Raw genomic sequence first — 24,041 nt, 5'->3', positions numbered from 1 at the left:
TCCGCCGCGCGCCGGTCACAGACGTGGACCCTGTCAGACATTCCGCCCGAACTCCGCTCCGAACCACGAGGCCGGTTCGTTGCAGGGTCGATTCATCGCAGCAACGAGGCCATGCGGGCCCTAGAAGGGCGGTGTCTGCGGCTGAGCCGGCCAACCTTCAAAGGGACTCGACGCCCTGTCCGGGCTAGCGGATTCGGCAGGGTCCCGCATGCTGACGTCGAGTTCTTCCTGCCTCGGGACCTGCGGCGCACTGGCTCTGTGAGCCGAGGGATCCGGGGCCTTCGGATGCGGAGTTGACTCGCTTCCTGGCAAAGGACCGCCGAAGTGGCCGGCCCTCTGCCCAACCGTGGCCGGTCCCGGCTGGCGTTCAGGCAGTTGGGCGTGCTTGAGCCAGACGTGATTGCGTAGTGGTTTCTGCTCCGGATCCACATCGGGCGGCGGCAAGAACCACGCGACGCCGCTGATGACTTCGATCCGCCAGTTCCCTTCGTGGATGAGGTGGTGGTGGTGACTGCACAGCAGGACGCCGTTGTCAGTGGATGTCGGGCCGCCCTTTTCGAACCATCGGATGTGGTGCACTTCTGTCCACGTCGAGGGTGCGGTGCAGCCGGGGAAGGCACAGCCTCCGTCCCTGGCGATGATTGCCAGCCGCATGTGCTTCGGAAACAGCCGCTGGGACTGGCCGACGTCGAGGATCACGCCCATGCCGGAGAGGACCACGGGGATGATGTCCGCATCGCAGGCCATGCGGCGGATGGTTTTGGCGGTGAGCGGGCCGGAGAAAGTGCTGGTTCCCGGCCTCCCGAGGTCGGAGGCCAGGTCCTGGTAGTCAATGGTAACCAGCAGCTGCGGACGGAGTCCGCCGGCCGCCGGCAACAGGTCTGTGGTCAGGGCCACCTTGCAGGCACCGATCAACCCGTCGAGGTGCCGCTGCTGTCGGGTCCGCCCGTCCAGCTCCTCGCCGGATGCGGCGGCGGGATCAGTATCGTCCGGTTGGTTCGCGTCCGCGATGGGGCCGCGCGGATCGGCGGCTGTCGGCAGGAGCGCGGGCGCGTTTCCGACGCAAGCGTCTTCGCCGACTGCGTCTTCACCGGTACTAGGGCTAGCCCCGGTTCCACCGAAGCCGATGGTGCCGCCGGTGGCAGTGCCTTCCCGCAAGCGGGGATTGGTGGCCGTGTTGTACACGGTCGCCAGCACCTCGTTCTGTTCATCGGTGGCGTTGATTTCGTAGCAGTGCAGGCCGTTGCGTCGGCCTCGGTAGAACAAGCCCTGACGCGCCTTCAGCTCCGCTGCCGTCAGATCGGTGCCGCCGGGATGTAGGCCTCCCTCCCACTGCCGGATCAAGAGCCTCAGGGAGTCGACATCGTAATCGGCCGCGTGCTTGACCAGTGCCTCTTCCATCTGGCGCAGCTGGTCGGGTGCAGCGATCCGACGCAGCCCGTCCACGGCCCTCCGGATCAGGTTCGCGGCTTGGCCGGACACCTGCCCTTCATCCAGCGCACGGGCCAAGACCGGCAAACGGGGCGGCGGGGCCGGTGTGCCTTCGGGAACCGGCCGCGGTTCCGTAGCTTCAGCCAGCTGAAACCTGCGCGCGGCCTCCTGCCGGCCAATGCCGAGCTTCGGCCGCAGACAATCCTCATTCGACTTGAAGGCGCCACGCTTCGGCGGGTGCTGGTCGTCCGGGTCATGTGGCTGATCTGTTTCTCCGACAGCCGCGATGTTCTGCGCTTTGATGATCCTGGCCAGGATCAGCTGGGTCTGGGCCACTGTATTGGCCAGCTCTTCCACCTGCGCTGCTGTGCTGGCCACCCATTTGGTGCTGCGGGTCAGGCCGTCAGCACGGAGCCGATCATTAACACCGGCGACCTCGGCACGCAGTCGGACCAACAGAGCGGAATCATCCTGCCCTGCTCCCGGAGCCGCTTCCAGCACTTCGATCGCCATAAATCCAGCTTAGGAAGCGCTGGAAAGCGGCAGCAGTGGCGCGAGCACTGATGTGGACGAGCTGCAGCAAGAAGGCGGATGTGTAGGTAGGGTGGGCGCGGTTCGAGCTACCGGTGGTGTGGGGAGTCCGCTCCACGGGATCGATCCTGATGGTCAGGGTAAAGACGAACAGCAGCAACAGTCACGCCAACCTCTGGCAACATCACGGCGCAGCAATAAGAGGGGCGCGGCGCCGCGCCTTGGAGCAGTACCGCCGGACCCCACGCGGCACCCATCATCGGCCCGGCCTTTACCCGGCCACCTGCCCCGCCAGACTCCGTCCGGCCGCCTTCACCCGGCCCGGGATGGACGGCTTCCGGCCAGCCAGGGTTCTGCCGGGCCGCGGTTGTCCAGGCCTTCCTCGGCCATGCGGCGGGCGAGCTCGGCGGTACCCAGTGGTCCGGCGGGATGTGCTGCCAGCGATGCGGCAGGGGTCCGAACGCGCGACGGTTCGGGACGGACCGTGTTTCCCGGAAGCGGCAGACGGGCAGTATCAGATAGGTCCCAGGCCTCAAGTGCCTGCAACCCGAGTCCCTTGGGGCCGGTCCGGCGGGTGAGCCCGCGGATGAGCAGCAGCTCGGTCCCGAACAGCAGTGGGCCGGAGCGTTCCTGTGCCTCCTGGAAAAACGTGGCGTCTACACAGCCGGTGCCGTCGTCCACACTGATGAAAACCACTCGGCGGCCGCCGCGCATAGGCGGGGTCTGGGTGGCGACCCGGATGCCGGCCACCATCACTTCGCTTCCGTTGCGCAAGCCCAGCAGGTCCTTGGCCGGTGTGACTCCTAGTTTTGCCAGCAGCGGAGCGTAGCTCTCCATCAAATGGGAGCTGGCGTCGATCGAGAGCAAATCGAGTTCGGTGCGCACCATGTCCACCGCCGTCGGCTCCGGGAAGACCGGGACCAGGTTGCGCAGCTCCAGATCACCCAGCGGCAAGGACAGCTGGCCTTCGGTGGGCTGGTAGCGCTTGGGCACCGGGCGTGCGGCTGGCTGATCCAGGTGATAAACCAGGTCCGTCCGGCTGGCAGCTCGTCCGCCGGGTTGGCCGGTGGCCCGGTTCAGTTCGTCGAAGGCTCCCAGCTGGGCCAGGCGTTTCAGCGCGGGTTTGCTGACCTTGCCACGGGTCCGCAGGTCGGCCAGTGATTCGTACGGCTGTCCGGCGACAATACGCCCGAGCTCTGCAGCTGAGAGCCCGTAGATGCCGGCAAGGCTGAGCCGGATGCCCAGCTTCTCTCCGGCGGCGGACGAAACACGTTCCACCCGGTAGCGGTCAGTGCTGCGGTTGATGTCCAACGGCAGAATCGGGATGCCGAGCCGTCGTGCCTCGGCCACCAACAGGCGCCGCGGATACATCCCCGGGTCGTGCTCCCAGAGCCCGGCCAAGAAGGCCTCCGGATGGTGTGCTTTCAACCACGCGGTCTGGTAGGTGGGGACGGCGAAGGCGGCACCGTGGGCTTTGCAGAAGCCGAAGCTGCCGAAGGACTTCAAGGTGGTCCAGACCGTATCCACTACGTCCGGCGGGTACCCCCGGTCCAGCGAAGCTTTGCGGAAATAATCCTCCACCGCCGGTTCCGCTTCCTCGTTGCCCAGCAGTCGGCGGAATTCGTCCGCCTTGGCCAGCCCGCATCCGGTAAAGACATCAAAGGTTCGCAGGACTTGTTCGTGGAAAACAGTCACGCCATGGGTTTCCTTCAAAACCGGGATCAGGTCCGGATGAGGGAAGCGCTCCGGAGCCCATCCGTGGCGCTGCTCCAGGAACGGCCGGACCATGTCAGATTGCATGGGTCCGGGCCGGAACAGCGAAATGTCGATGATCAGGTCGTTAAAGTCCCGCGGCGCCATCTTGCCCACCAGTTCGCGTTGGCCCGGGGATTCGATCTGGAAGCATCCCAGAGTGTGGGTGCTGCGGATCAGTTCGTAGGTCGGTTCGTCGTCCAGCGGGACCTGTTCGAGGCTGATTGTCCCGTTCGCGGCAATGTAGCCGGGCCCTTCCCCGTCCTCGTCCACCGGATGTTTTCCGGCTGCTGTCACCGCTTCCTTGGTGGGGTGGATGCGGGCGATTTCGGCGAGCGCGTAAGCCATCGAGCTCTGCATCCGCACACCCAGCACATCCAGTTTGAGCATGCCCATCGGATCCATGTCGTGTTTGTCGAACTGACTCATCGGCAGTCCCAGTCCGCTGGGCTGCGTTGGGGTACGGTCCAGCAGCGAGGTGTCTCCCAGGATCACCCCGCAAGGGTGCATGGAGATATGCCGGGGCAGCCGGTCCAGCCGTTCGGTCAGGTCCACCAGCAGATCCAGTTGCTGATTCTGTTCAACCTGGGCCGAGAACTCGCGCAGTTCAGGCTTCTCTGCCATCGCTTCACGGAATTTGCGCGCGGAGAACCGCCAGAGCTGCTTGGCGATGCCGGAGATTTCATCTTCCGGCAGGCCAAGTGCAAGGCCGGCGTCACGGACTGCTCCGCGGGCGCGGTAGCCGTTTTGCATACTCATCAGCGTGACCCGCTCGCTGCCGAATCGGTCGAAGATCTTCTGGTAGACGTTGTGCCGTTCTGCGCTTTCCACATCAATGTCTATGTCCGGCAGGGTTGAGCGGTCCTGGGAGAGGAAGCGTTCGAAGATCAGCCCGTGGTCCAGCGGGTTTACGTGACTGACATAGAGCAGGTAGTTCACCAGGCTGGAGGCGCCGGAGCCCCGGGCCGAAGCCCGCACGCCCATGCCGGTAATCATTCGCGACACTTCGGCCACCGTCAGGAAGTACGAGGCAAAGCCCAGCCGGGAGATGATGCCCAGCTCATGTGTCAGGCGATCCCGCAGTTCCTGTTCAGCCCGTCCGGACATTCCGCCAAAGCGCTCTGCGATGCCGGTTTCACAGCGCTGGAGCAGCTCGGCCATTGGCTCCCCGTCGATTCCGATCACCGAGGCTTCCGGGACTACGGGATGTTTGAAGCCCATGTCTTGATAAGGGTCCATCCGGCACCGGTCCGCCACGGCTTCGGTCGTGGACAGCAGGCGGTGCACGTCCCGACTACCGCCCCCGGCTGCCTGAACGATCTCCCGGGCCAGCGACTGCATCTGGGCAGGTGATTTCAGCCAGCCCTGGGCACTGGGCTGCAGGTCGGGCAGTTTGGACAAGGCGGTCAACGTCCTGGCCGAGTCCAGCACATCTGCGGTGGCTGCTCCGTCTTCTTCGCAGTAGCGCACGGCATTGGTCAAAACTGCTGGAATCTTCAGCTCGCCGGCAAGGTTGAGCATCCGCACGGCATGGGCGGTGCTCAGGTTCTCACCGGGGGCACTGAGATGGGAGACGATCTCCATGGCCAGCGATCCTGCTGGCAGTACGGTGCGCCAGTGTCCGGCCAATCTGCGGGCTTCGGTGTAGCTGCGACGGCGCAGTGCCTGACCGACCTCGGACATCGGACCCAGCAGCACCGTAAGGGCAGTTCCGCCGTCCGGGGTACCGGCATGCCGGGCGAGTTGTTCCAGCGTCACCCCGGGCGTCCGGTGCCTGCTCCCCCGTCCGCTGCCCGCCGTACCGTCATGCGCTGCCGAAATCAGGCGGCAGAGGGCATGGTAGCCACTGCCTTGGTTCCCCCCATGTGCCAGCACCACAACGCGCCCGGTGTCCCGGCCGCCGTCGTCCTGGACTGCCAGATCCACGCCGACTATCGGATCAATCCCCACCGCCAGGCAGGCCTTGAGGTGCTTGACCGTTCCGTAGAGCCCGTCACGGTCTGTGCAGGCCAATGCATCCGCCCCGAAGGAAGCGGCTGCATTGGCCAGCTCATCAGGCCAGGAAACACCGTAGTGGGCGCTGAACGCCGTGGAGACATGCAGATGGGTAAAGCTCATTGGTCATTCCAAACGCCTCATTCAAGGCTCAGGATCGTTATCCGGCAGAATGCCGAAACCTGACGAGTACATACTGTTAGGCCCCAGCGTGTTTGCGCTCAGGCGCTCAGTTCCCGGACCGCATCATGGACACGGATCAGTCGCCAGCGGTCAGCATCCACCTGATGGGAAAGATCCAAGGTGCGGATCTGGGATCTGCCGTTCAGCCGTGCCTGAACACGCCAGATTTCATGGTCCACCAACCCGGCTCCCCTGCCCCGCTCTGCACGCAACTCTTCCGCCCACCATTTGCGGCGTTCATACCAACGCACAGGCTCAGCGACAATCCGGTAGCTCCTGCCCTGCCACCGCAGCCGCAGCGGCTGTCCGGCAGGGGAACAAACAACTTCGACAGCTTCACTGAAAACACCCATGTCACAGTCACCTTTCATCTGGACAACGGGTCAGAGCTTGCAGCACGCGCCCCTGCACCAACACGCCTGCCGAAAAACTTGACCCTCTTATTCTATTCGAATATGTGTTCGAATCCAAGATCAAGCGTAGGGTCAGGCACTGACAAAATCAGAGCGGGAAGAAGCCCTGTGGATGGACGCAGTGGGGCCTTCCCTAGCCGGGGCCCCCCTCCCTACCCTTGGATAGACACCGCCGACCCTTCCCGCGCCGTGGACGGACGCTGCCGGCCCTTCCCTAGCCTTGTTCGGCCAGGTACTTCACATCGCCCACCAGCTTGTCCCACATCAGCTTGGAATGTTCGGCCGCTTCGGCAGTTGCATTGTTGTCCTGTGACAAGGTGAACTCGGTCCCGCCCGGAACCTCTTCCAGCGTCCAGACGAGGCGGTGGTAGTTCTCCGGCACGTCCTCCAAACCGGTCAGCGGGCTGAAGTGGGTGACGACCAGCCGTCTGCCGGGTTCGAATTCCACCACCTGGCCCTTGTCTTCGTAGGCCTTGCCTTCCCATTCACCCCGCCAGCGGATGGGCCCGCCGACACTCCAGTCGGTCTGGACCTCGGTACCGAACATAAAACCCTTGATGGCTTCGGGGTCGGTAATCACCGACCAGACGCGATCGCGCGGCGCCGCGATGGTCGTCGTCGAACTGGCGACAAATTTTCCCGTCATGGGTTTCCTCCCCGCAGACAGCGCCGAAGCAGTGCTTCCGGCTATTCCCCCAGCTTTCAGCAGAGGCGGCTGGTGCACAATAAGTCCGGCGCAATTGCTGCGGGCCAACGCTGAGAAAGGGCGGCTGACAGCCGGGGCAGCGCACGAGAATCGGAACACCGCCAACGATCCCGCCGATGTCGGATCGCGCGATCAGGCCAACAGCGCGAGGTCGGCCAGGAAGCCGCTCCTCCGAACCGACAAGAGCGCACTCATGCTGCCTCGTCGATAAGGTCGGGTCCGTTATTGCGCACATTGTTGACCTTGGAGCTGACCCGCCGCGGAACAAGGTGCGGCTCGGGCATGGCGGCCAGCAGCTGCTGAACATCGGCCTCTGATGTTGTTTCCGGATCCAGCCAGTCCGAATAAAGGTCACCCGGGACGATCAGTGGCGTCCGGTCGTGGATATGCCCCAGTGAATCGGAAGCCTGGGTGGTGATGATGGTACAGGTCCGCAGCCACTTGTCCGGATGATCCTCAGGCAACGCAGGATCCGGCCAGTTCTCAAAGAGAGCTGCGAAGGCCAACATCTCTTCGTGTTCGCCGTGCAGGTAGGTCGGTATCTTGCCGTCCGTGGTTTTTTGCCACTCGAAGTACCCATCGGCAACGAGCAATCCGCGCTTTCTTGCCGCTGCCTTACGGAACGAGGGTTTTTCCGTGACGGTCTCCATGCGTGCATTGATCAGGCGTGCGCCGGACCGGGGATCCTTGGCCCACGGAGGCACCAGGCCCCAGCGGGCCATGATGAGTTTTCTGGACACCCCGTCACCGCTGGCCGCTCTGCGGTCGATGATGAGGGGAACTTCGTCGGTCGGCGCGATGTTGTACGAAGGCTGGATCTCTTCGACATAGGACTCATCGACGTCGAACGACGCCACCAGGTCGCCGGTTCCCCGCGCCATCACGTATCTGCCACACATGCCTCCATTATGGTCCAGTCAGTGGATCCGGACGGGGAAGGACCCCGGCACCAAACAATCGGGCCCCGGCTCCAAACCCCGGGCGCCGGCCCCCGCCATCCAGCACCGGGAATGGCCGCGGCCGGGGCAGCGTTGACATGTACACAAGCTTTCACACAGAAGGAGCCACCTTGGATTACACGCCTGCTGCCGGAACCGTCACCATGTTCTCCACCACGTGGTGCGGATACTGCCGTCGCCTGAAGACCCAGTTCGATGCGCAGGGCATCGGCTACACCGAGATCAACATCGAAGAGGTCCCGGGCACTGCCGAGCTGGTCGAGAAGCTCAACGACGGAAACCAGACGGTTCCCACCCTGCTCTTCCCGGATGGCAGCAGTGCTACGAATCCGCCGCTCTCGCTGGTCAAGGAGCGCCTGGGCGTCTAATAGCCGCAGGTTCTCCGGCGGAATCCGCCGTGCAGGCAACAGGGGCGCCACAGTTTTCATAACAATCGTTTTGGAAATTGTGGCGCCCCTGTTTTCTTCCTAGGATGGGCAAGGTGGCCGACGACGGCCTCGCCAGACTTCGCTAGGAAGGAATCACTCCCGCATGGTTCACAAGGTACGGGCAGTAGTGGCCCTGGAAAAGAATGCGCCGGTCTCCATCGAAACCATCCTGGTGCCGGACCCGGGCCCCGGCGAGGCACTGGTGAACATCCTCACCTGCGGCGTTTGCCATACGGACCTGCACTACAAGCAGGGCGGCATCAACGATGACTTCCCGTTCCTGCTCGGCCACGAAGCCACCGGCGTGGTCAGCGCCGTCGGCCCCGATGTCACCAACCTGGCGCCCGGCGACCGTGTGATCCTGAACTGGCGCGCGGTCTGCGGCGAGTGCCGGGCCTGCCAGCGCGGCCAGGCTCAGTACTGCTTCAACACCCACAACGCCACCCAGAAGATGACGCTGGAGGACGGCACCGAGCTCTCACCCGCCCTGGGCATCGGCGCCTTCGCCGAGAAGACCCTGGTGGCCGCGGGCCAGTGCACCAAGGTGGACGACGACGTCGATCCGGCCGCCGTCGGCCTGCTCGGCTGCGGAGTCATGGCGGGCATCGGCGCGGCCATCAACACCGGTGAGGTCAAGCGCGGCGAATCCGTCGCCGTGATTGGCTGCGGCGGAGTGGGCATCGCCGCCATCGCCGGCGCCAAACTGGCCGGTGCCACCACGATCATCGCCGTCGACATCGACGACAACAAGGTGGAGCTGGCCAAGTCGCTGGGTGCCACGCACGGCATCAACTCCAAGGAACAGGACCCGGTGGAGGCCATCCAGGCGCTGACCGGCGGCAACGGCGCCGACGTCGTGATTGAAGCCGTGGGCCGCCCGGAAACCTACAAGCAGGCCTTCTACGCCCGCGACCTGGCCGGCCGCGTCGTGCTGGTTGGCGTTCCCACCCCGGAGATGAAGCTCGAACTGCCGCTGCTGGACGTGTTCGGCCGCGGCGGCTCGCTAAAGTCCTCCTGGTACGGCGACTGCCTGCCTTCCCGGGACTTCCCCATGCTGGTCAGCCACTACAAGCAGGGCAACCTGGACCTGGACGCCTTCGTCACCGAGCGGATCAAGCTGGAGGATGTGGAAGCCGCGTTCGACAAGATGCACGAGGGCAAGGTCCTGCGTTCGGTGGTGGAGGTCGCATGAGCGCCACCATCGAAAACCTGGTCACCTCGGGCACCTTCTCGCTGGACGGCGGCACCTGGGATGTGGACAACAATGTGTGGATCGTCGGGGACGACGCCGAGGTGTTCGTCATCGACCCGGCACACGACCCGCAGGCCATCGCCGCCGCGGTCGGTTCCCGGACCGTGAAGGCCATCCTGCTGACCCACGGCCACGATGACCACATCCGGGCCGTCGGCGAATTCCGTAACCTGGTGAAGGCCCCGGTCTACCTGCACGACGACGACCGGATGCTCTGGGACGCGGTCTTCCCGGACAGCACACCGGACCACTCGATCAAGGACGGCGACACGTTCGAGGTCGCGGGAACACAGCTGAAGGCCATCCACACCCCCGGCCACTCCCCCGGCTCGGTCTGCTTCCATCTGGAATCGGCTGGCGTGCTGTTCAGCGGCGACACGCTGTTCAACGGCGGCCCCGGCGCTACCGGCCGCAGCTACTCCAGCTTTGAGACGATCATCGAGTCGATCAAGGACAGGCTGCTGACGCTGCCGGCCGACACTACGGTGAACACCGGCCATGGCGATGCCACCAGCATCGGCGCCGAAGCACCGCAGCTGGACGAGTGGATTGCCCGCGGTCACTGATCAGACCGCAAAACCTTGACGCACCGCCCGTGTTCAACCCGACTTCGGCTTGAGCACGGGCGGTGTCCCATATACGGGCTGGGTCAGCACGTCCGGGACGTCCGCGGCGGCAGCGCTACTTCCCTACCGGCAACTAACCTCAGTCTGCGGCCGGATCCACCCCGGTGGCACCGCCGATTGCGCCGATGTGAATAAGCCAGCCCTAGCCGCCGATATAGTGCATCTCAACTTTCCGCCCCGGCCAGCCGGCAGCCGGCGGCACACCCCTCTGGACCGACGCGCCTCCGTGTGGGGCGCCAACACCCGGTGTCTCTGCGCTGCGCAGCTCCGAATAGCGGTCCGACCGGCGGCGCCACACACCGGCAAGCACGCCGGCCAGTTCGGCGTCGTCGGTGCCACCGCGCAGCAGGGCCCTGAGGTCCGTGCCGCCGACGCCGAACAGGCAGGTGAACAGCTTCCCGTCGGTACTCAGCCGTGCCCGGGTGCAGCCGTGGCAGAATGCCTGCGTGACACTGGAAATCGTCCCGATCTCGCCGGCGCCGTCGCGGTACCTGAACCGTGCTGCGGTCTCGCCTGCGTAGCGGGGGGCCAGCGGTTCCAGCGGGAACTCGGCGTCGATCCGGCGCACCACATCCGCCGAAGGAAGCACTTGGTCCAGGTCCCAGCCGTTGGTGGAACCCACGTCCATGTATTCGATGAACCGCACCACATGCCCCGTGCCGCGGAAGTGCTGCGCCATGGCGAGGATGCCGTCGTCGTTCATTCCGCGCTTGACCACCATGTTCACCTTGACCGGGCCAAGCCCGGCGGCGGACGCGGCCTCGATGGCCTCCAGCACCGTGGCCACGGGGTAATCGACGTCGTTCATCTGGCGGAAGGTGGCGTCATCGACGGAGTCCAGCGAGACCGTCACCCGGGAAAGCCCTGCGGCTTTCAGTGCATCTGCCTTGCGTGCCAGCACCGAACCATTCGTGGTCATCGCGAGGTCCAGGGGGCGGCCTTCGGGCGTGCGCAGTTCGGCCAGCTCGGCCACCAGCTGCTCGATGCCACGCCGCAGCAATGGTTCGCCGCCGGTCAGCCGGATCTTTTCCACGCCAAGTGCGGCCGCTATCCGGGCTACCCGGGTGATCTCCTCAAAACTGAGCAGCTGGTCCTTCGGCAAGAAGACGAAGTCGCGGCCAAAGATTTCCTTAGGCATGCAGTAGACGCAGCGGAAGTTGCACCGGTCGGTCACGGAGATCCGCAGATCCCGCAGCGGCCGGCCCAATGCGTCGTTCAGTATGTTCGGACCGTGCTGCGCTGGCCCGTCCATGGTGCGCCTCCACCGTGCCGGGACTTGAAGTCCTTCCAGACTAGGCGGGCTGCACCCGGACTACAACGGGCGCCGGTACCCGTTCGACCAGCTCGCCGAACGCCCCGTCCCGCACCTCGGCGTGGCCGGAGTAAGCATCACGCAGCGACTGTTCCACCGTGGCGACGGTCAGCCCGGGTACCAGGTCCTCGGCCGAGCCGGCGGTCGCCGGGTCCCAGTCCAGTCCGAGCGCGTCGTAACTGGCCGTGAGCACTTCCCGCAGCGGAGCCGAATCCTGCACCACCACCACCGAGGAAAACAGCCATGCACCGGCAACTACCCGTTGGGCGGTCCCCACCAGCTTGACCCGTCGCAGCGGATCGAGCGTGTAAGCGCCGTGAATGCTGAACTCGCCGGGGCAGTACTCCCCCGGGATTTCACCGACGGCGGCAAGCACCCCCGCGTCGCGCAAGCCACCGGCGATGAGCTCGCCGAACTGGCTGAAGCGCCGCTTCGCGCCGGCAATGGCGTCCGCCAGCGGTTCCACATGGTCCAGCACCAGGCAGCCCTCGTGGTACGCCGCGGCACGGCCGCCTGCTTTGCGAACCAGCGGCTCGAAACCGAGTTCGCGGCAGCGCCGTGCTGCCTCCTGAAAACCGGGCAGGTGTGCGTCACGCTGACCAAACGCCACCGTCGGCGCCGGACGGTAGACGCGAAGCGTGGGGCCAAGCCGTCCCTGCTTTGCGGCGGCCAGCAGTTCCAGCCCGTACTGCAGGTCCGCTTCCGCACCAAACGATTCCGGCTGGTGGACCCATTCCAGTCCGCCAGCGGCCTGCGCTGCCTGCTCCAACGTCATGCCTGCTTCCTCAACGTGCTCATCCGCGTGCCGGGCGGGGCGGAATACCCTTGCCATCTTACGGCCCGGCCGGCCGCCCGCGCCCTCCTGCGCGCGTCCGGCGCGCGTGGAGCGGTCCGGGGCGGCGGACACGGAATAATAGCCATGTGCCTTCTCCCCAAACCCCGCTCATTTTGCTCGGCGGCGCCTCTGGTTCCGGCAAGTCCTATCTGGCGGCCCGGTTCGGCAGCCCACACGTAGAGCTCGACGGGTTCTACCGGGAGATCGGCGAGCACACCGCGGCGTCGCCGCTGCCGCAAACACCTTACGGGGAGATCGACTGGGACCATCCCGGTACCTGGAACAGCGACGCCGCGGCCCGCGCCATGGTGCAGTTGCTGCAGACCGGGCGCACCGAGATCCCCAACTACTCCATCGCCACTTCCAGCTACAGCGGATACCGCACGGTGGGTCTTGCCGCTGGCCCGGTGATCGCGGAGGGCATTTTCGCCGATTCCGTCCTGGCCCCGTTGCGCGGCCTCGGTGTAGAGGTGGACGCCATCTTTATCAAGGTCCCTCCCATCACGACGGCGGTGCGCCGGCTGGCCCGCGACCTGCGCGAGCACCGCAAACCGCTGCCGTTCCTGCTCAAGCGCGGCTGGGCCCTCTTCCGCTCCGAACGGGGCGTACGGGAACGCTACCTGGAAGCAGGCTTCCGTGCCGTCGCCAAGCGGCAGGTAAAGAAGGAATTGGCCGCCTTGCAGCCGCTGTCGGTCGGCGGGCGGAAGTGAGCTAACGGAACTACTCGGTGACGTCCCACATGCGGCGCCACCAGGGGCGCTTCGGCTCGGGCTCCGGCGTCTCTTCTGCCTCCGCTTCGGCCCTGACAGCCCGGCGTTCGCGCCAGCGTTCTACTTCATATTCCAGGTCGCGGGTCTTGGTGATGACCGGCGGGCCGCCCTGCAATTGGCGCCGCGCGTTGACCACGCGGGCGTTAAAATCCTCCAAGATCTCGCGCACCTGCCGTTCCGCGACCTGTTGGTCCAGCCGGCCATCCAGCTCTGCGTCCTCGGTTCGCAACAGCAAGGCTTCGGGTCCCAGCCCGGTGAGGTGTTCGCGCTCGATCAGCCCCTTGAGCCACCAGTCGGGGTCGTATCCGTTGCCCAGGTTCGGGATCGGTTTTCCCGCATATTTCAGGTCGTCGAACTCGCCCCGCGCCATGGCCTCCCGGACCAGGTAATCGGCGCGCCGGGAGGTGTCCATCTCGCGGATCTTCCGCTGCTTCTCCTCGTCCGCAGCGGTCTGTTCTTCATCCTCCGGGCTGGCCGGGCGGTGTTCCCGTGCGGCGCGCAACTCGGCGGCCCGTTCCCATCGCCGGCTGTTGTCCTCCGCAGCCCTGCCCATCTCTCCTCACCGCCTCCTTAGAGCCTCTGCCCGGTTGCTCGGTCACCGATCGATTGCTGATATTTTCCCAGCCCGGTCCACACGCGGCAATGCGCGGTGGCAGACTCGGAGCCATGCGCACCCTCGTTGTCCTCGGCACCGCCTCACAGGCCCCCACCCGCACCCGCAATCACAACGGCTACCTGTTGCGCTGGGACAGCGAGGGGCTCTTGTTCGATCCGGGCGAGGGAACACAGCGGCAAATGATCCTGGCCGGGGTCTCGGCCAGCCGCATTACCCGGATCTGCATCACGCATGTGCACGGCGACCACTGCTACGGCCTGCCGGGCGTGCTTTCCCGGATGGTTCTGGATGGGGTTGAGCATCCGGTCCATTTGCACTACCCGGCCTCGGGCGAGGAGGTGGTTCGGGCGCTGGTATCGCTGGCTACCCCGGGATTGGACCTCTACCTGCACCCGCACGGCGCGGCCGGCGCCGTTGCCGAAGGACTGGACGTACAGCCGCTGGACCACCGGATCGAGGCCTACGGTTACCGGTTGACGGAGCCCGACGGCCGCAGCTTGGTGCCCGAACGGCTCGCTGCCGCCGGGATTGCAGGCCCCGACGTCGGACGCCTGCAGTACCAGCGGTCCCTGAACGGTGTGCGGCTGGAAGATGTGAGCGTACCGCGGCCGGGCCAGAGGTTCGCCTTCGTCATGGACACAGCTGTCTGTCCTGGTGCCGAGGAACTCGCGGATGGAGCTGACCTGTTGGTGGCCGAGTGCACCTTCAGCGACGACGACGGCGCGCTGGCGTCGCGATTCCGTCACCTCACGGCGGGACAGGCAGGCGAGCTCGCGGCCGGCGGCGGTGTGGGCTTGCTGGTGCTCACGCACTTCTCCTCGCGCTATGCCGATGTGTCCCCGCTGGCGGAGCAGGCCGTCGCCCGTGCCGGGAACACCGCCGTCGTCATGGCGCAGGATTTGGACGTGATCCCCTTTCCGAAGCGCCGGGAGTCTGCCGCAACCTAAACATGTGCCCGCGGAGCTGCTGTTGTCGCCACCTGCACCTCAGCGCCAGGGCCGTTCCCGCCGTCCGTTCACTTCACCCGTCGGGACCGCCTCCAGGCCACCCGCCTATTTCCCCTGACACGTGGTCGGGCTATGTTGGCACACTAACCCGACATGCTTAGCGATTGTGGAGGCATAGATGAGCGAGCAGAACCGTCCGGAGGACGAGCAGAACCTTCCGGATCCGTCGTTGACCGTTCAAGGCGAAGACCCGGTGATTCCCGATGAAGGCGTCGATGCGGTGCCGCCGGATCTGGTCAACGCCGGAGTGGATTCGGACTCCGAGCGGCCGGTGGACGAGGCCCTGTCCGACCCGCTCGATGGTGGAGTGCCGGACGAGCGCCCGGGAGCACCGCTGGACGAATTCGATCCGGAGGACCCGGACCAGTAGTCCGCGCTCAGTGGCCGGCGAGGAGGTTCTTGAGTTCGGCGACCCCAAGGGCGATGACCAGGATGATGCCGGCGTAGCAGGTTGAACGGAACCGGGTGGCCCCGCCGCCCCGGGCCACGAAAAACCCGACGGCAGCGATGAGCGCAGCGAGTGTCAGCGCCACGCCGCGCGCCGCCAAAAACTGCGGCAGCAGCAGTGCCGGGATCGAGCCCAGCACTGCGACTGCGGCGGCGCCTGCCAACTGGACTGCGCCGAACTCAAGATCGTGCTGACGAATCTTCCCGGCCCCGAACAGCCTGGCGGAGACGCGGAAGGCAAACCAGTGCGCCAGCGCAAGCCCGATGGTCACGCCCCAGACCACTCCGAGCAGAGGGAGACGGTCCGCGGCCGCATTCGGCAACGCGATCAGCGCCGCCAACAGGCAGATAGCGACGTAGAGCGCAGTACTCAGCGCCTCCTGGCGCAACTCCTGCCGCTCCTCGTGTTGCCTCGGCACATCGGCGGCCGCACGGTCCGTCATGCCCGCCATTATCCTCGCGGCAGCCGGACCCGTCCGCCTGCCTAGGGAAGGATCTTCAGCGCCGTATCCCAATTGAAGTGCTGATGCTCAGGATTCGTCTGCAGCGCCATGACCAGGAGCATGAACGCCTCCAATTCCCGGGCCCACCGCAGCGGTCCGGTGTCAATCGGCCGCATGCCCGAGCCAGCGACGAGAGCACTGACTTTCTCCTTCGCCTCTTCGGAATCACCCGCAATGAAGACGTCAAGGGGTTGGCCGGCCACGTTGCCAGCCAACAGGGTCTTGGCAAAGGTGGTGTTGAACGCCTTCACCACCTCCGCACGACCGGCCAGCATAGCCGCGGTTTCCTCGGCCGCCGAAGACCCCGGTGCCGTAGTGAGCCGGTCCATGGTGGCGTAGTCAACCGGGTTGCTGATGTCGACAACCACCTTCCCGTCCAGGCCGTCGCTGTATTCCAGAATCACTTCCCTGGCCGCGCCGTGGGGAACCGCCAGGATCACCACGTTGCTGGTCAACGGGCTCCCCATATAGGCGCCGGTAACGCCCGCTCCCAGCGACTCGATCAGGTCGCGCATCTGGTTGTCGTTCCGGCCAATGATTCGCACGTTGTTTCGGCCGTGGAGCAGTCGAGTGGCAATACCGCGGGCCATTTGGCCGCTGCCAATGATGTCAATTTCCGCCATGATGCTTCACTTCGGGGTTCGATTAGTTAATCGGGATCCGCTGGTGCGGGGGCTCCTCGCCGGTCCGCGGAATAGGTGCCCGGATTTCAAGTACGCCGTCCTTGTAGGTCGCGGTGATGTCCTCCCCCTTGACCCCCGGTGGCAGCGGCACGCTGCGGAAGAAGGAGCCGTAGCGGAATTCGGATCGGTAGTTTCCTTTGTCCTTCTGCTCCGTCCGTTCCTGCCGTTCCGCGCGAATCTGGAGCTGTCCTTCGGAAAGAGTGACTTGGACGTCCTTCGCCGGATCAACACCCGGCAGCTCGGCGCGAACCGTCAAAGTATCGTCCTTGACTTCTTCCTCGACGCGAATCATGGATTTCTCCGCGTCGCCTTCAAAGAATCGGCGGAACGGCTCCATCAGTTCAAAGGGCGAACGGCGCTCAAACGGCGACCACCTCAGCAAATCACTCATTCTCTTCACTCCTCCGGCACCAGGCGCAGACAGAGCGCCTGCGCTCAGATCTCGGTCCATGGTGCGGCCGTGAAAAGCTGAAAAACTCACGGCCGTAACCGCTATCGTTTTGTCTTGCCCCCTCAGATAAGCATGGAGTTTATCCCTGCTCCCGCCTCGCGTGAAGGGCCCCTCGAGAACTCGCAGGCCAGGTGCCTTGGTCGCAAGCCGCCGGACCGTGCACCCGCTTCACGAGTGCCTGCCCTGCAATCCGCATTCTGGCTAAACTGAAGGTCTGAGACTGGCCGACCAGCCACTCGACGATGTCAGGCCAGCAGCCCGTGAGGGGGAGGCATGCGTGCTTGGTGGGTCGATCGCCCAGCCCCCTCGTCCAGTGTCGGCAACGGAGCCTCGCTGGTTTTTGGCACCCGCCCAGATCCTGTTGCCGGTGCCGGCGAGCTGCTCATCAAGGTCCGGGTGTGCGGCGTCTGCCGGACCGATCTGCATCTTGCCGAAGGCGATCTGCCCGCGAAGAGAGAGCATGTGGTGCCGGGCCACGAGGTCGTTGGCGAGGTGGTCGGCATGGGGCCCGGCTGTGCCCGCTTTGAGATCGGCGAACGAGTTGGGATCGCTTGGCTCCGCGGGACGTGTGGCAGCTGTCGTTTCTGCTTGCGGGGGGACGAAAACCTCTGCCTTGAGCCACGGTTTACCGGCTGGGATGAAGACGGCGGATATGCGGAACTAGCTACGGTCCCGGAAGCGTTCGCTTATTCCATACCGGACGTCTTTTCCGACGATCAAGCAGCCCCACTGCTATGCGCAGGCATCATCGGTTACCGGTCGCTTCGCAGATCCCGGTTGAAGCCCGGCGGGAGGCTGGGCATCTACGGCTTCGGGGCGTCCGCCCACCTCGCCGCGCAGGTGGCAATGTTTGAGGGTGCCGAGGTTTACGTCATGACGCGGTCCGCGGACGCCCGCAGCCTGGCCAGAGGCCTCGGTGCCACGTTCGTCGGAGACGCCGCGGCGGAACCTCCTGAGCTGCTGGATGCAGCAATTCTTTTCGCTCCAGCCGGGGAACTGGTCCCCAGTGCCCTGCGTGCCTTGGACCGCGGCGGAACGCTGGCGGTGGCAGGAATTTACCTGACCGATATTCCGCAACTGAACTACGGCGCCGAGCTGTTTCAAGAACGCCAGCTGCTGAGCGTGACCGCCAATACCCGTCAGGATGGCCGAGAATTCCTCGCTCTCGCGGCCAGAATTCCGCTTCGGCCAACCACGACGGCCTACCCCTTTGCCCAAGCGGACATGGCACTGTCAGATCTGGCAGCGGACCGGGTCAACGGGGCAGCCGTCCTCCACATCGCGGCCGATGATGATACGGCCTGAGTTGCCCTCGGGGGCACGCGAACCGCAAGGCGAAGGACGGCCGGCGGATGCCGCCCGCTACACCGGCTCCCCTACCGTGGCGGGTGCCGTCTCACCTTTCGACGCCGTGATTTTCGACCTTGACGGTGTCGTCACGGATACTGCCTCGGTGCACCGTGCAGCGTGGAAGAGGTTGTTCGACCGTGTCCTCTCGGACGCCCGGGTTCCTGCTTCGGCGCACACTGCCCCGTTGAACGAGAGTGACTACTTCACTTTTCTGGACGGCCGGCCCCGGGAACAAGGAATACTCGAGTTCATGCGGTCCCGCAGCATCGACCTGCCGCCGGGCGAGCCGTCCGATCCGCCAGGCGCTTGGACCGCGGTTGGGCTGGGGAAAAGCAAAAACGCATTGTTCCTTGAAGAACTGGGACGGCACGGCGTGCAAACCTTTCCGGGAACCGTGGACCTCATCACCCGGTTGCGGGCGAGCCAGGTGCCAACCGCCCTGGTGAGTTCGAGCCGCAACACCTCAGCGGTGTTGGCTGCTGCTGATCTGGAGAACATGTTCACCGTCGTCGTCGATGGAACTGTGGCCTCACAACTCCAGCTGCCCGGCAAACCCGCCCCGGCGGCCTTTCTTGAGGCGGCCCGAAGGCTGAAGGTACGGCCCGCCCGAATCGCAGTGGTGGAAGACGCAACGGCAGGCGTGGCAGCCGCCCGCCGGGGTGGTTTCGGACTCGTCGTGGGGATCGACAGGTCCTCCCAGCGCACCAATTTGGAAGAGGCTGGGGCTGACATAGTCCTCCACGATGTGGGCGACCTCGACATCGGGCTGGTCATCACCCACCCATGGAGGCTGGTCTACAACGGCTACGATCCGTGGCACGAAGGCCACCGCGAGGCCCTGACCACACTCGGCAATGGCCGGATGGCCACCCGAGGTGCTTCCCCGGAGTCAAGGGACGACGGCGTGCACTACCCCGGCACGTATCTTGCGGGTCTCTACAACAGGGTTCCCCAGGTAGTGAACGGTGAAACCACCGAGTCAGAGCACATGGTCAATCTGCCCAATTGGCTTCCACTCGATCTCCGCTTCGGCGCAGCCGGGTGGTGGTCCGACGGAGGACCTAAGACTCTGAGCGAACGCCGGGAACTGGACATGGAGGGTGCTGTTCTTTCCCGCCTCGTCCAGTTAGACGACGGGCACGGTCTACAGCTTGAGGTGTCGCAGCGCAGGATTGTTTCCATGGCCCAGCCCCGGCTGGCAGTGTTGGAAACCACCCTCACCGCCCGAGGCTGGAGCGGCTCCGTGCATCTGAGGACCGGCATCGAGCGGGACATCATCAACGCAAACGTAGTGGAAGATCCGGCGTGCGGAAGCCGCCACCTGACCGTCCATAACGCCGCTGTCCAGGACAGGGTGGAAATTGTCGACGTCGAGACGAAGCAAAGCCAGATCCGCGTAGCCGTGGCGGTCAGGACGTCCTTCGCCGGGCCCACCGCCGGCACTGCGCGCAGCCGGCCCTCCCCCACGCCGGCAGAGGCCGCGGCCGGCGGCTCCTGCTGGCTTCAAGTGCACGAGGCTGACGTGGTCGACGGGGTACCGCTGGTGGTCTGCAAAACCGCGGCGATCGTCAGCTCCCGGGACAGGGGCGTGTCCTCCGCCAAGGACGGTGCCCGCGCGGTACTGGATCGGACTCCTGCCAGTTTTGGCGCGCTATTCGTCAGCCATGAAGCCACCTGGCGGCGGCTGCTGGACTTGTTCACTTTCGATCTGCACGCGGACCGGGAGACGCAACTGGTGCTGAATCTGCATGTGTTCCACCTGCTGCAGACGATTACGCCAAACACGGAGGGCCTTGACGCTGGGGTGCCGGCGCGCGGGCTACACGGCGAAGGCTACCGGGGACACATCTTCTGGGATGACCTTTTCGTGTTGCCGCTGGTCACCTCTCGCACGCCTTCGGTCACCCGTTCGCTGCTCGATTACCGCTGGCACCGTCTCGAGGCCGCCCGGGACGCGGCGCGCACTGCCGGGTTGCCCGGAGCGATGTTCCCGTGGCGGAGCGGCAGTGACGGGACCGAGGAAACACCCAGATGGCTGTACAACCGCTTCTCCGGCCAATGGATGGCAGACCACTCCCGCCTCCAGCGCCATGGCGGTCTGGCGGTTGCGTACAACGTATGGCAGTACTTCGAGGCAACGGCGGACCGCGACTGGATGATGGCCCGCGGCACGGAAATCATCGTTGAAGTTGCACGGCTGTTCGCTGCCATGGCGGAGCGCGGCCCGGAGGGGCGGTTCCATCTCCGCGGTGTGATGGGTCCGGACGAGTATCACGACGGCTACCCGGAGCGCCCCGGCCAGGGGCTCGACGACAACGCTTACACGAACGTGATGGCGGCCTGGGTGTGTTCCCGTCCCGCCAAAATCCTGGCCGCCCTGCGGGGCCAAGACCGGCGGGACCTGCGCAAGAGCCTCGGAATATCCAGCGCCGAGCTTGGACACTGGGATTCGCTGGGGCGGTTCCTGCACGTCCCCTTCCACGATGGAATCATCAGCCAGTTCGAAGGATTCGACCGGTTGCAGGACCTTGATTGGGAACGTTACCGGCGGACCTACGGCAATATCGAACGGCTGGACTTGATCCTGGCCGCAGAAGGCGACAGCACGAATCGGTACAAACTGTCCAAGCAGGCCGACGTCTTGATGCTTTTTTACGTCCTCGGCGAGGACCAATTGCTGCAGCGCCTGCGCAGAATGGGCTACAGCGCAACCGCCTCGCAGCTGGCCCGGACCGTCGATTACTACTTGGCGCGGACGGTACACGGCTCCACCCTGAGCCGGGTGACCAACGCCTCGGTGCTGGCCGCATCCGATCCGGAGCAAGCCTGGGCCACCTTCCGGGACGCCCTGGACGCCGATCTCGACGACACGCAGGGCGGCACCACGCGCACCGGCATCCACTTGGGGGCCATGGCCGGAACCATCGACGTCGTACAGCGCAGTTTCGCGGGGCTCAGGATGAGTTCTGACACTCTCGTCTTTCACCCGCGTCTGCCAGCCGAGCTGAAAAAGGTCTCCTTCTGCATCAGATACCGGGGACACTTGCTCGACGTCAGCTTGGAAGAATCCGTCCTGCAGGTGGAGTCGGCCGAAGGCACTGCGGCCCCCATTCGCATCAAAGTGGGAAAAAATGCCTCCTTGCTGGCCCCGGGAGGGACCATCGCAATGCGCGTGCCTAAACAGGCTCCGCGGCATGCCGGGGCCTGAACTTCTTGTACAAATAGTCGGCGGCGAGCACGGCCGGCATGGAGAGTACCGCGGCCAGCAACCCGGCTGTGGTCGGTGGCGCTTGCCCCAGCATGGCCGCTATCGGCGGGATCACAAGGAACGCCACCAAGGCGGCAAGCTCCACGACCACAGCCCACAGCAGCATCCGGTTTGTCCCCCACCCCAAGCGCCATGGCGGAACTGATTCGCTTCGGCAGGCAAAGGCGTTGGCCAACTGCGCCAGCACGACGGTGGTAAACGCCGCCCCGGACGCGGCAGCCAGCACCTCCCAACCCGGTATGGCCGATCCGGGCCGCCAGCCGGCCAGCCAGATGGTCAGGGTGAATGCCGTCATTTCGCAGACCGCTTCAACCGGCCCCAGGACCGCGAACACCCGAACCAGAAGTGCCGAGTCCATCAGGTGGCGGCGCTCCGGCGGCCGCTGCAAAACGCCCTTGCCGGCACGTTCGCTGCCCAGTGCCAATGCCGGCAGCAGGTCCGTCCCGATGTCCAAGAACAGGATTTGCAGCACGCCCAGCGCCAGCGGGAAGCTGCCGCCGGAAAGTGCCCAGACCACAAACGGGGTGAGTTCCGCAACGTTGTCCGTGAGGTGGTAGGTGAGGAATCTGCGGATGTTCGCGTAGGTAGCCCTGCCTTGCTCGACCGCGGCGATGATCGTGGCGAAATCGTCGTCCAGCAGGACCAGATCCGCCGCTTCCCTCGCGACATCTGTGCCGCTGGCGCCCATCGCGACGCCGATGTCCGCTTCCTGCAGCGCCGGGCCGTCGTTGACCCCGTCGCCGGTCATGGCCAGCACGTGTCCGCGCATCTGCAGGGCCCGGGCCACCCGCAGCTTTTGCTCAGGCGAAACTCTGCTGACCACCACCCCATCCCGGTCCAGCAGCGCCCCGAGCACATGGTCGTCGTCGGGAAGATCTTTCCCCTCAACGACCCTCTTCTCGGGGCCGAGAAGCCCGATCTCTGCAGCGATGGCAGCCGCCGTCGAGGGGTGGTCGCCGGTGACCATAGCGACTTTCACGCCAGCCGTCCGTGCCGCCCTGAGCGCTGCCGGCACCGAATCCCGGGGCGGGTCGTGCAAGCCGACAAGCCCCAGCAGCGTCAGCTGATTCTCATACGTCGCGGCTTCGCCGGAATACAACTGCTCCGCCCCCGCGTGAAGATCCTCCCCCGCGTGAAGATCCGCGAGCGCTCGCTCCGCGACCGCGAGGACACGAAGTCCGCGCGCCGCCATGTCTTCCAAGGCCTGGTGACAGGCCGCAGAATCCGTGGATGCCACGCAGAGCGGCAAAACGCTCTCGGGGGCTCCTTTGACCAGGAGCTCAGCGCCGGCGACCACGGATTCTCGTTTGCGCACCGGGTCAAAACTCCAGCGGAAGTCGACCGGAACCTCCTCGATGGCCGCGCCGCTTGCCAACCGGTGGGCCAGAGCGTCCAAAGCTGCCTCCATCGGGTCCCCGTCCGCGGTCCAGCGCTCCTGACGCCGGACGATGCGCCCCCGTGAAGCTGCTCGCGCCGCGCGTGCCAGGCGGCGCGCTTGCTGCACTGCGAGCGCGCTGCCGGTGATCTCCGCCGTCGGGGAATACCCCTCGCCGTTAAGCCTCACGGTCCCCGCTTGTGTCCACGTTTCGACGGCGCTCATGCGGTTCTGCGTCAACGTTCCCGTTTTGTCGGTGCAGATGAATGTGGTGGACCCCAACGTTTCGACTGCCTGCAGATGCCGAACCAGGGCATTACGTCGCGCCATCCGCTGGGCGCCCATGGCCAGCGAAAGCGTCACGGTGGGCAGCAGCCCCTCCGGTATCAAGGCGACCGCAACACCGATGGCAAACAGAAATGCGTCCCGCCACGAAAGGCCGGTCAGCAGGGAAACGGCAAAAAACACGCCGCCGAAACTCAGCGCCACGACCGAGATCAACCGGACAACCCGTCGCAGCTCTTTGTTGAGCGGACTTTGCGGCGGCTGCGCGGTTGCCGTCAACGACGCGATGGAAGCCAATCTTGTCCGCGAGCCGGTGGCAGTGACCAGCGCCTCGGCGTTCCCATTCACGAGGAACGTGCCGCCATAACCGCCATCACCACGGTTCTTGGCCACCGGTTCGCTCTCGCCGGAGAGCATTGACTCGTCAACGGTGCAGGATTCGGCGACGGCGAACTCAACATCCCCCGGAATCCGGTCCCCCGCGGTCAGCAGCACAACGTCGCCGCGCACAATCTCAGCGGCCGCCACTTGCACCGCCTGGCCATCCCGTTTGACCAAAACCTGTGCGGGCAGCATGGCACGTAGCTTGGACGCCGCCTGAGCGGCCCGCGCTTCCTGCACGTAGGAGAACGTTCCATTGATGACAACGACGACGACGACCGCAGTACCCAGCTGGGCCATTCCGGCGAGAAAAGCCAGCGCAGCGGCGACCCACAGCATCAGGGCAAAGAAATGAGTGAACTGCGCCGAGACTTGGCGCCACTTCGGGACCGCGTTCATCAGCGGCAGGAGGTTGGGCCCATCCGTCGACAGCTGCCGGGCAGCATCAGCTGTGCTGAGTCCAGTCGCCACCGTCGTCATCA

General features: G+C 65.3%; 20 protein-coding genes. 8 read left to right on the top strand and 12 right to left on the bottom strand.

From position 1 onward, the window contains the following. Positions 1-120: 120 nt before the first annotated feature. From ACMX2H_RS02530 to ACMX2H_RS02510, 5 genes are all read right to left on the bottom strand, one after another. Positions 121-1,944: a DUF222 domain-containing protein gene (locus tag ACMX2H_RS02530; RefSeq protein ID WP_414958820.1), complete on the bottom strand. Its 1,824-nt coding sequence runs from the start codon at positions 1,942-1,944 to the stop codon at positions 121-123. Between the two features lie 330 nt (positions 1,945-2,274). Next, the gene (locus ACMX2H_RS02525) at positions 2,275-5,832 is read right to left on the bottom strand and encodes a DNA polymerase III subunit alpha (protein WP_414958819.1); all 3,558 of its coding nucleotides are present in this window, start codon (positions 5,830-5,832) and stop codon (positions 2,275-2,277) included. 98 nt (positions 5,833-5,930) lie between these two features. Beyond that, positions 5,931-6,245, bottom strand: coding sequence for a DUF6504 family protein (locus tag ACMX2H_RS02520; protein WP_136785395.1), 315 nt, complete (start codon positions 6,243-6,245; stop codon positions 5,931-5,933). A 274-nt stretch (positions 6,246-6,519) separates the two neighbouring features. Next, positions 6,520-6,951, bottom strand: coding sequence for an SRPBCC family protein (locus tag ACMX2H_RS02515; protein ID WP_414958818.1), 432 nt, complete (start codon positions 6,949-6,951; stop codon positions 6,520-6,522). A gap of 251 nt (positions 6,952-7,202) precedes the next feature. Next, positions 7,203-7,910 carry an SOS response-associated peptidase gene (locus ACMX2H_RS02510; RefSeq protein ID WP_414958817.1) on the bottom strand — a complete coding sequence of 236 codons (708 nt, stop codon included), beginning with the start codon at positions 7,908-7,910 and terminating at the stop codon, positions 7,203-7,205. Between the two features lie 170 nt (positions 7,911-8,080). On the opposite strand from ACMX2H_RS02510, the gene ACMX2H_RS02505 reads away from it, so the two are divergent. The 3 genes from ACMX2H_RS02505 to ACMX2H_RS02495 all read left to right on the top strand — a co-directional run bounded on the left by ACMX2H_RS02505 (position 8,081) and on the right by ACMX2H_RS02495 (position 10,216). Beyond that, positions 8,081-8,338: a glutaredoxin domain-containing protein gene (locus ACMX2H_RS02505; protein ID WP_127512700.1), complete on the top strand. Its 258-nt coding sequence runs from the start codon at positions 8,081-8,083 to the stop codon at positions 8,336-8,338. Positions 8,339-8,501: 163 nt separating this feature from the next. Beyond that, positions 8,502-9,590, top strand: coding sequence for an S-(hydroxymethyl)mycothiol dehydrogenase (locus ACMX2H_RS02500; protein ID WP_414958816.1), 1,089 nt, complete (start codon positions 8,502-8,504; stop codon positions 9,588-9,590). Next, entirely contained in the window at positions 9,587-10,216 is a 630-nt protein-coding gene (locus ACMX2H_RS02495) for an MBL fold metallo-hydrolase (protein ID WP_414958815.1), read from the top strand. Before ACMX2H_RS02500 ends, ACMX2H_RS02495 begins: the two co-directional genes overlap by 4 nt. A gap of 202 nt (positions 10,217-10,418) precedes the next feature. Here ACMX2H_RS02495 and moaA read toward each other — a convergent pair whose 3' ends face one another. Further along, on the bottom strand, positions 10,419-11,528 hold the full coding sequence (moaA, locus tag ACMX2H_RS02490) for a GTP 3',8-cyclase MoaA (RefSeq protein ID WP_414958814.1): 1,110 nt from the start codon (positions 11,526-11,528) through the stop codon (positions 10,419-10,421). A gap of 40 nt (positions 11,529-11,568) precedes the next feature. After that, the gene (locus ACMX2H_RS02485; RefSeq protein WP_414958813.1) at positions 11,569-12,363 is read right to left on the bottom strand and encodes a lipoate--protein ligase family protein; all 795 of its coding nucleotides are present in this window, start codon (positions 12,361-12,363) and stop codon (positions 11,569-11,571) included. Positions 12,364-12,509: 146 nt separating this feature from the next. On the opposite strand from ACMX2H_RS02485, the gene ACMX2H_RS02480 reads away from it, so the two are divergent. Continuing rightward, positions 12,510-13,133 (top strand): uridine kinase family protein, encoded by a 624-nt coding sequence (locus ACMX2H_RS02480; protein ID WP_414958812.1) that lies wholly within the window; start codon positions 12,510-12,512, stop codon positions 13,131-13,133. 10 nt (positions 13,134-13,143) lie between these two features. Here the strand turns inward: ACMX2H_RS02480 and ACMX2H_RS02475 are convergent, their stop codons facing one another. Next, positions 13,144-13,746 (bottom strand): DnaJ family domain-containing protein, encoded by a 603-nt coding sequence (locus ACMX2H_RS02475; RefSeq protein ID WP_414958811.1) that lies wholly within the window; start codon positions 13,744-13,746, stop codon positions 13,144-13,146. A 113-nt stretch (positions 13,747-13,859) separates the two neighbouring features. Between ACMX2H_RS02475 and ACMX2H_RS02470 the strand changes: the two genes are divergently transcribed. Both ACMX2H_RS02470 and ACMX2H_RS02465 read left to right on the top strand, forming a co-directional pair. Beyond that, entirely contained in the window at positions 13,860-14,756 is an 897-nt protein-coding gene (locus tag ACMX2H_RS02470; protein ID WP_414958810.1) for a ribonuclease Z, read from the top strand. 178 nt (positions 14,757-14,934) lie between these two features. Beyond that, entirely contained in the window at positions 14,935-15,186 is a 252-nt protein-coding gene (locus ACMX2H_RS02465; RefSeq protein ID WP_414958809.1) for a hypothetical protein, read from the top strand. 7 nt (positions 15,187-15,193) lie between these two features. Here ACMX2H_RS02465 and ACMX2H_RS02460 read toward each other — a convergent pair whose 3' ends face one another. The 3 genes from ACMX2H_RS02460 to ACMX2H_RS02450 are packed head-to-tail and all read right to left on the bottom strand — an operon-like array spanning position 15,194 to position 16,930. Then, entirely contained in the window at positions 15,194-15,706 is a 513-nt protein-coding gene (locus ACMX2H_RS02460; protein WP_414958808.1) for a hypothetical protein, read from the bottom strand. 41 nt (positions 15,707-15,747) lie between these two features. Next, positions 15,748-16,389: an NADPH-dependent F420 reductase gene (locus ACMX2H_RS02455; RefSeq protein WP_414958807.1), complete on the bottom strand. Its 642-nt coding sequence runs from the start codon at positions 16,387-16,389 to the stop codon at positions 15,748-15,750. A 22-nt stretch (positions 16,390-16,411) separates the two neighbouring features. After that, entirely contained in the window at positions 16,412-16,930 is a 519-nt protein-coding gene (locus ACMX2H_RS02450; RefSeq protein ID WP_414958806.1) for an Hsp20/alpha crystallin family protein, read from the bottom strand. Positions 16,931-17,173: 243 nt separating this feature from the next. On the opposite strand from ACMX2H_RS02450, the gene ACMX2H_RS02445 reads away from it, so the two are divergent. Further along, positions 17,174-18,205, top strand: a complete 1,032-nt coding sequence (locus ACMX2H_RS02445; protein WP_414958805.1) for a zinc-dependent alcohol dehydrogenase family protein — start codon at positions 17,174-17,176, stop codon at positions 18,203-18,205. Then, on the top strand, positions 18,189-21,458 hold the full coding sequence (locus ACMX2H_RS02440) for an HAD-IA family hydrolase (RefSeq protein WP_414958804.1): 3,270 nt from the start codon (positions 18,189-18,191) through the stop codon (positions 21,456-21,458). Before ACMX2H_RS02445 ends, ACMX2H_RS02440 begins: the two co-directional genes overlap by 17 nt. Here ACMX2H_RS02440 and ACMX2H_RS02435 read toward each other — a convergent pair. After that, complete coding sequence (locus tag ACMX2H_RS02435; RefSeq protein ID WP_414958803.1) at positions 21,427-24,039, bottom strand: cation-translocating P-type ATPase; 2,613 nt, start codon at positions 24,037-24,039, stop codon at positions 21,427-21,429. The genes ACMX2H_RS02440 and ACMX2H_RS02435 overlap by 32 nt on opposite strands. Positions 24,040-24,041 lie beyond the last annotated feature (2 nt).

This window comes from Arthrobacter sulfonylureivorans, from assembly GCF_047607445.1.
Lineage (GTDB): Bacteria > Actinomycetota > Actinomycetes > Actinomycetales > Micrococcaceae > Crystallibacter > Crystallibacter sulfonylureivorans_A.
Note: the sequence above shows the minus strand (reverse complement) of the source record. Positions and strands in the feature narration are given on the sequence as shown.

Excerpts from the sequence above, each read along its gene's own strand:
- ACMX2H_RS02460 (WP_414958808.1), bottom strand. The coding sequence starts at position 15,706 with ATGACGGACCGTGCGGCCGCCGATGTGCCGAGGCAACACGAGGAGCGG.
- ACMX2H_RS02520 (WP_136785395.1), bottom strand. The coding sequence starts at position 6,245 with ATGGGTGTTTTCAGTGAAGCTGTCGAAGTTGTTTGTTCCCCTGCCGGA.
- ACMX2H_RS02475 (WP_414958811.1), bottom strand. The coding sequence starts at position 13,746 with ATGGGCAGGGCTGCGGAGGACAACAGCCGGCGATGGGAACGGGCCGCC.
- ACMX2H_RS02445 (WP_414958805.1), top strand. The coding sequence starts at position 17,174 with ATGCGTGCTTGGTGGGTCGATCGCCCAGCCCCCTCGTCCAGTGTCGGC.
- moaA (WP_414958814.1), bottom strand. The coding sequence starts at position 11,528 with ATGGACGGGCCAGCGCAGCACGGTCCGAACATACTGAACGACGCATTG.
- ACMX2H_RS02510 (WP_414958817.1), bottom strand. The coding sequence starts at position 7,910 with ATGTGTGGCAGATACGTGATGGCGCGGGGAACCGGCGACCTGGTGGCG.
- ACMX2H_RS02435 (WP_414958803.1), bottom strand. The coding sequence starts at position 24,039 with ATGACGACGGTGGCGACTGGACTCAGCACAGCTGATGCTGCCCGGCAG.
- ACMX2H_RS02495 (WP_414958815.1), top strand. The coding sequence starts at position 9,587 with ATGAGCGCCACCATCGAAAACCTGGTCACCTCGGGCACCTTCTCGCTG.
- ACMX2H_RS02500 (WP_414958816.1), top strand. The coding sequence starts at position 8,502 with ATGGTTCACAAGGTACGGGCAGTAGTGGCCCTGGAAAAGAATGCGCCG.
- ACMX2H_RS02515 (WP_414958818.1), bottom strand. The coding sequence starts at position 6,951 with ATGACGGGAAAATTTGTCGCCAGTTCGACGACGACCATCGCGGCGCCG.
- ACMX2H_RS02485 (WP_414958813.1), bottom strand. The coding sequence starts at position 12,363 with ATGACGTTGGAGCAGGCAGCGCAGGCCGCTGGCGGACTGGAATGGGTC.
- ACMX2H_RS02455 (WP_414958807.1), bottom strand. The coding sequence starts at position 16,389 with ATGGCGGAAATTGACATCATTGGCAGCGGCCAAATGGCCCGCGGTATT.
- ACMX2H_RS02530 (WP_414958820.1), bottom strand. The coding sequence starts at position 1,944 with ATGGCGATCGAAGTGCTGGAAGCGGCTCCGGGAGCAGGGCAGGATGAT.
- ACMX2H_RS02440 (WP_414958804.1), top strand. The coding sequence starts at position 18,189 with ATGATGATACGGCCTGAGTTGCCCTCGGGGGCACGCGAACCGCAAGGC.
- ACMX2H_RS02470 (WP_414958810.1), top strand. The coding sequence starts at position 13,860 with ATGCGCACCCTCGTTGTCCTCGGCACCGCCTCACAGGCCCCCACCCGC.
- ACMX2H_RS02525 (WP_414958819.1), bottom strand. The coding sequence starts at position 5,832 with ATGAGCTTTACCCATCTGCATGTCTCCACGGCGTTCAGCGCCCACTAC.
- ACMX2H_RS02465 (WP_414958809.1), top strand. The coding sequence starts at position 14,935 with ATGAGCGAGCAGAACCGTCCGGAGGACGAGCAGAACCTTCCGGATCCG.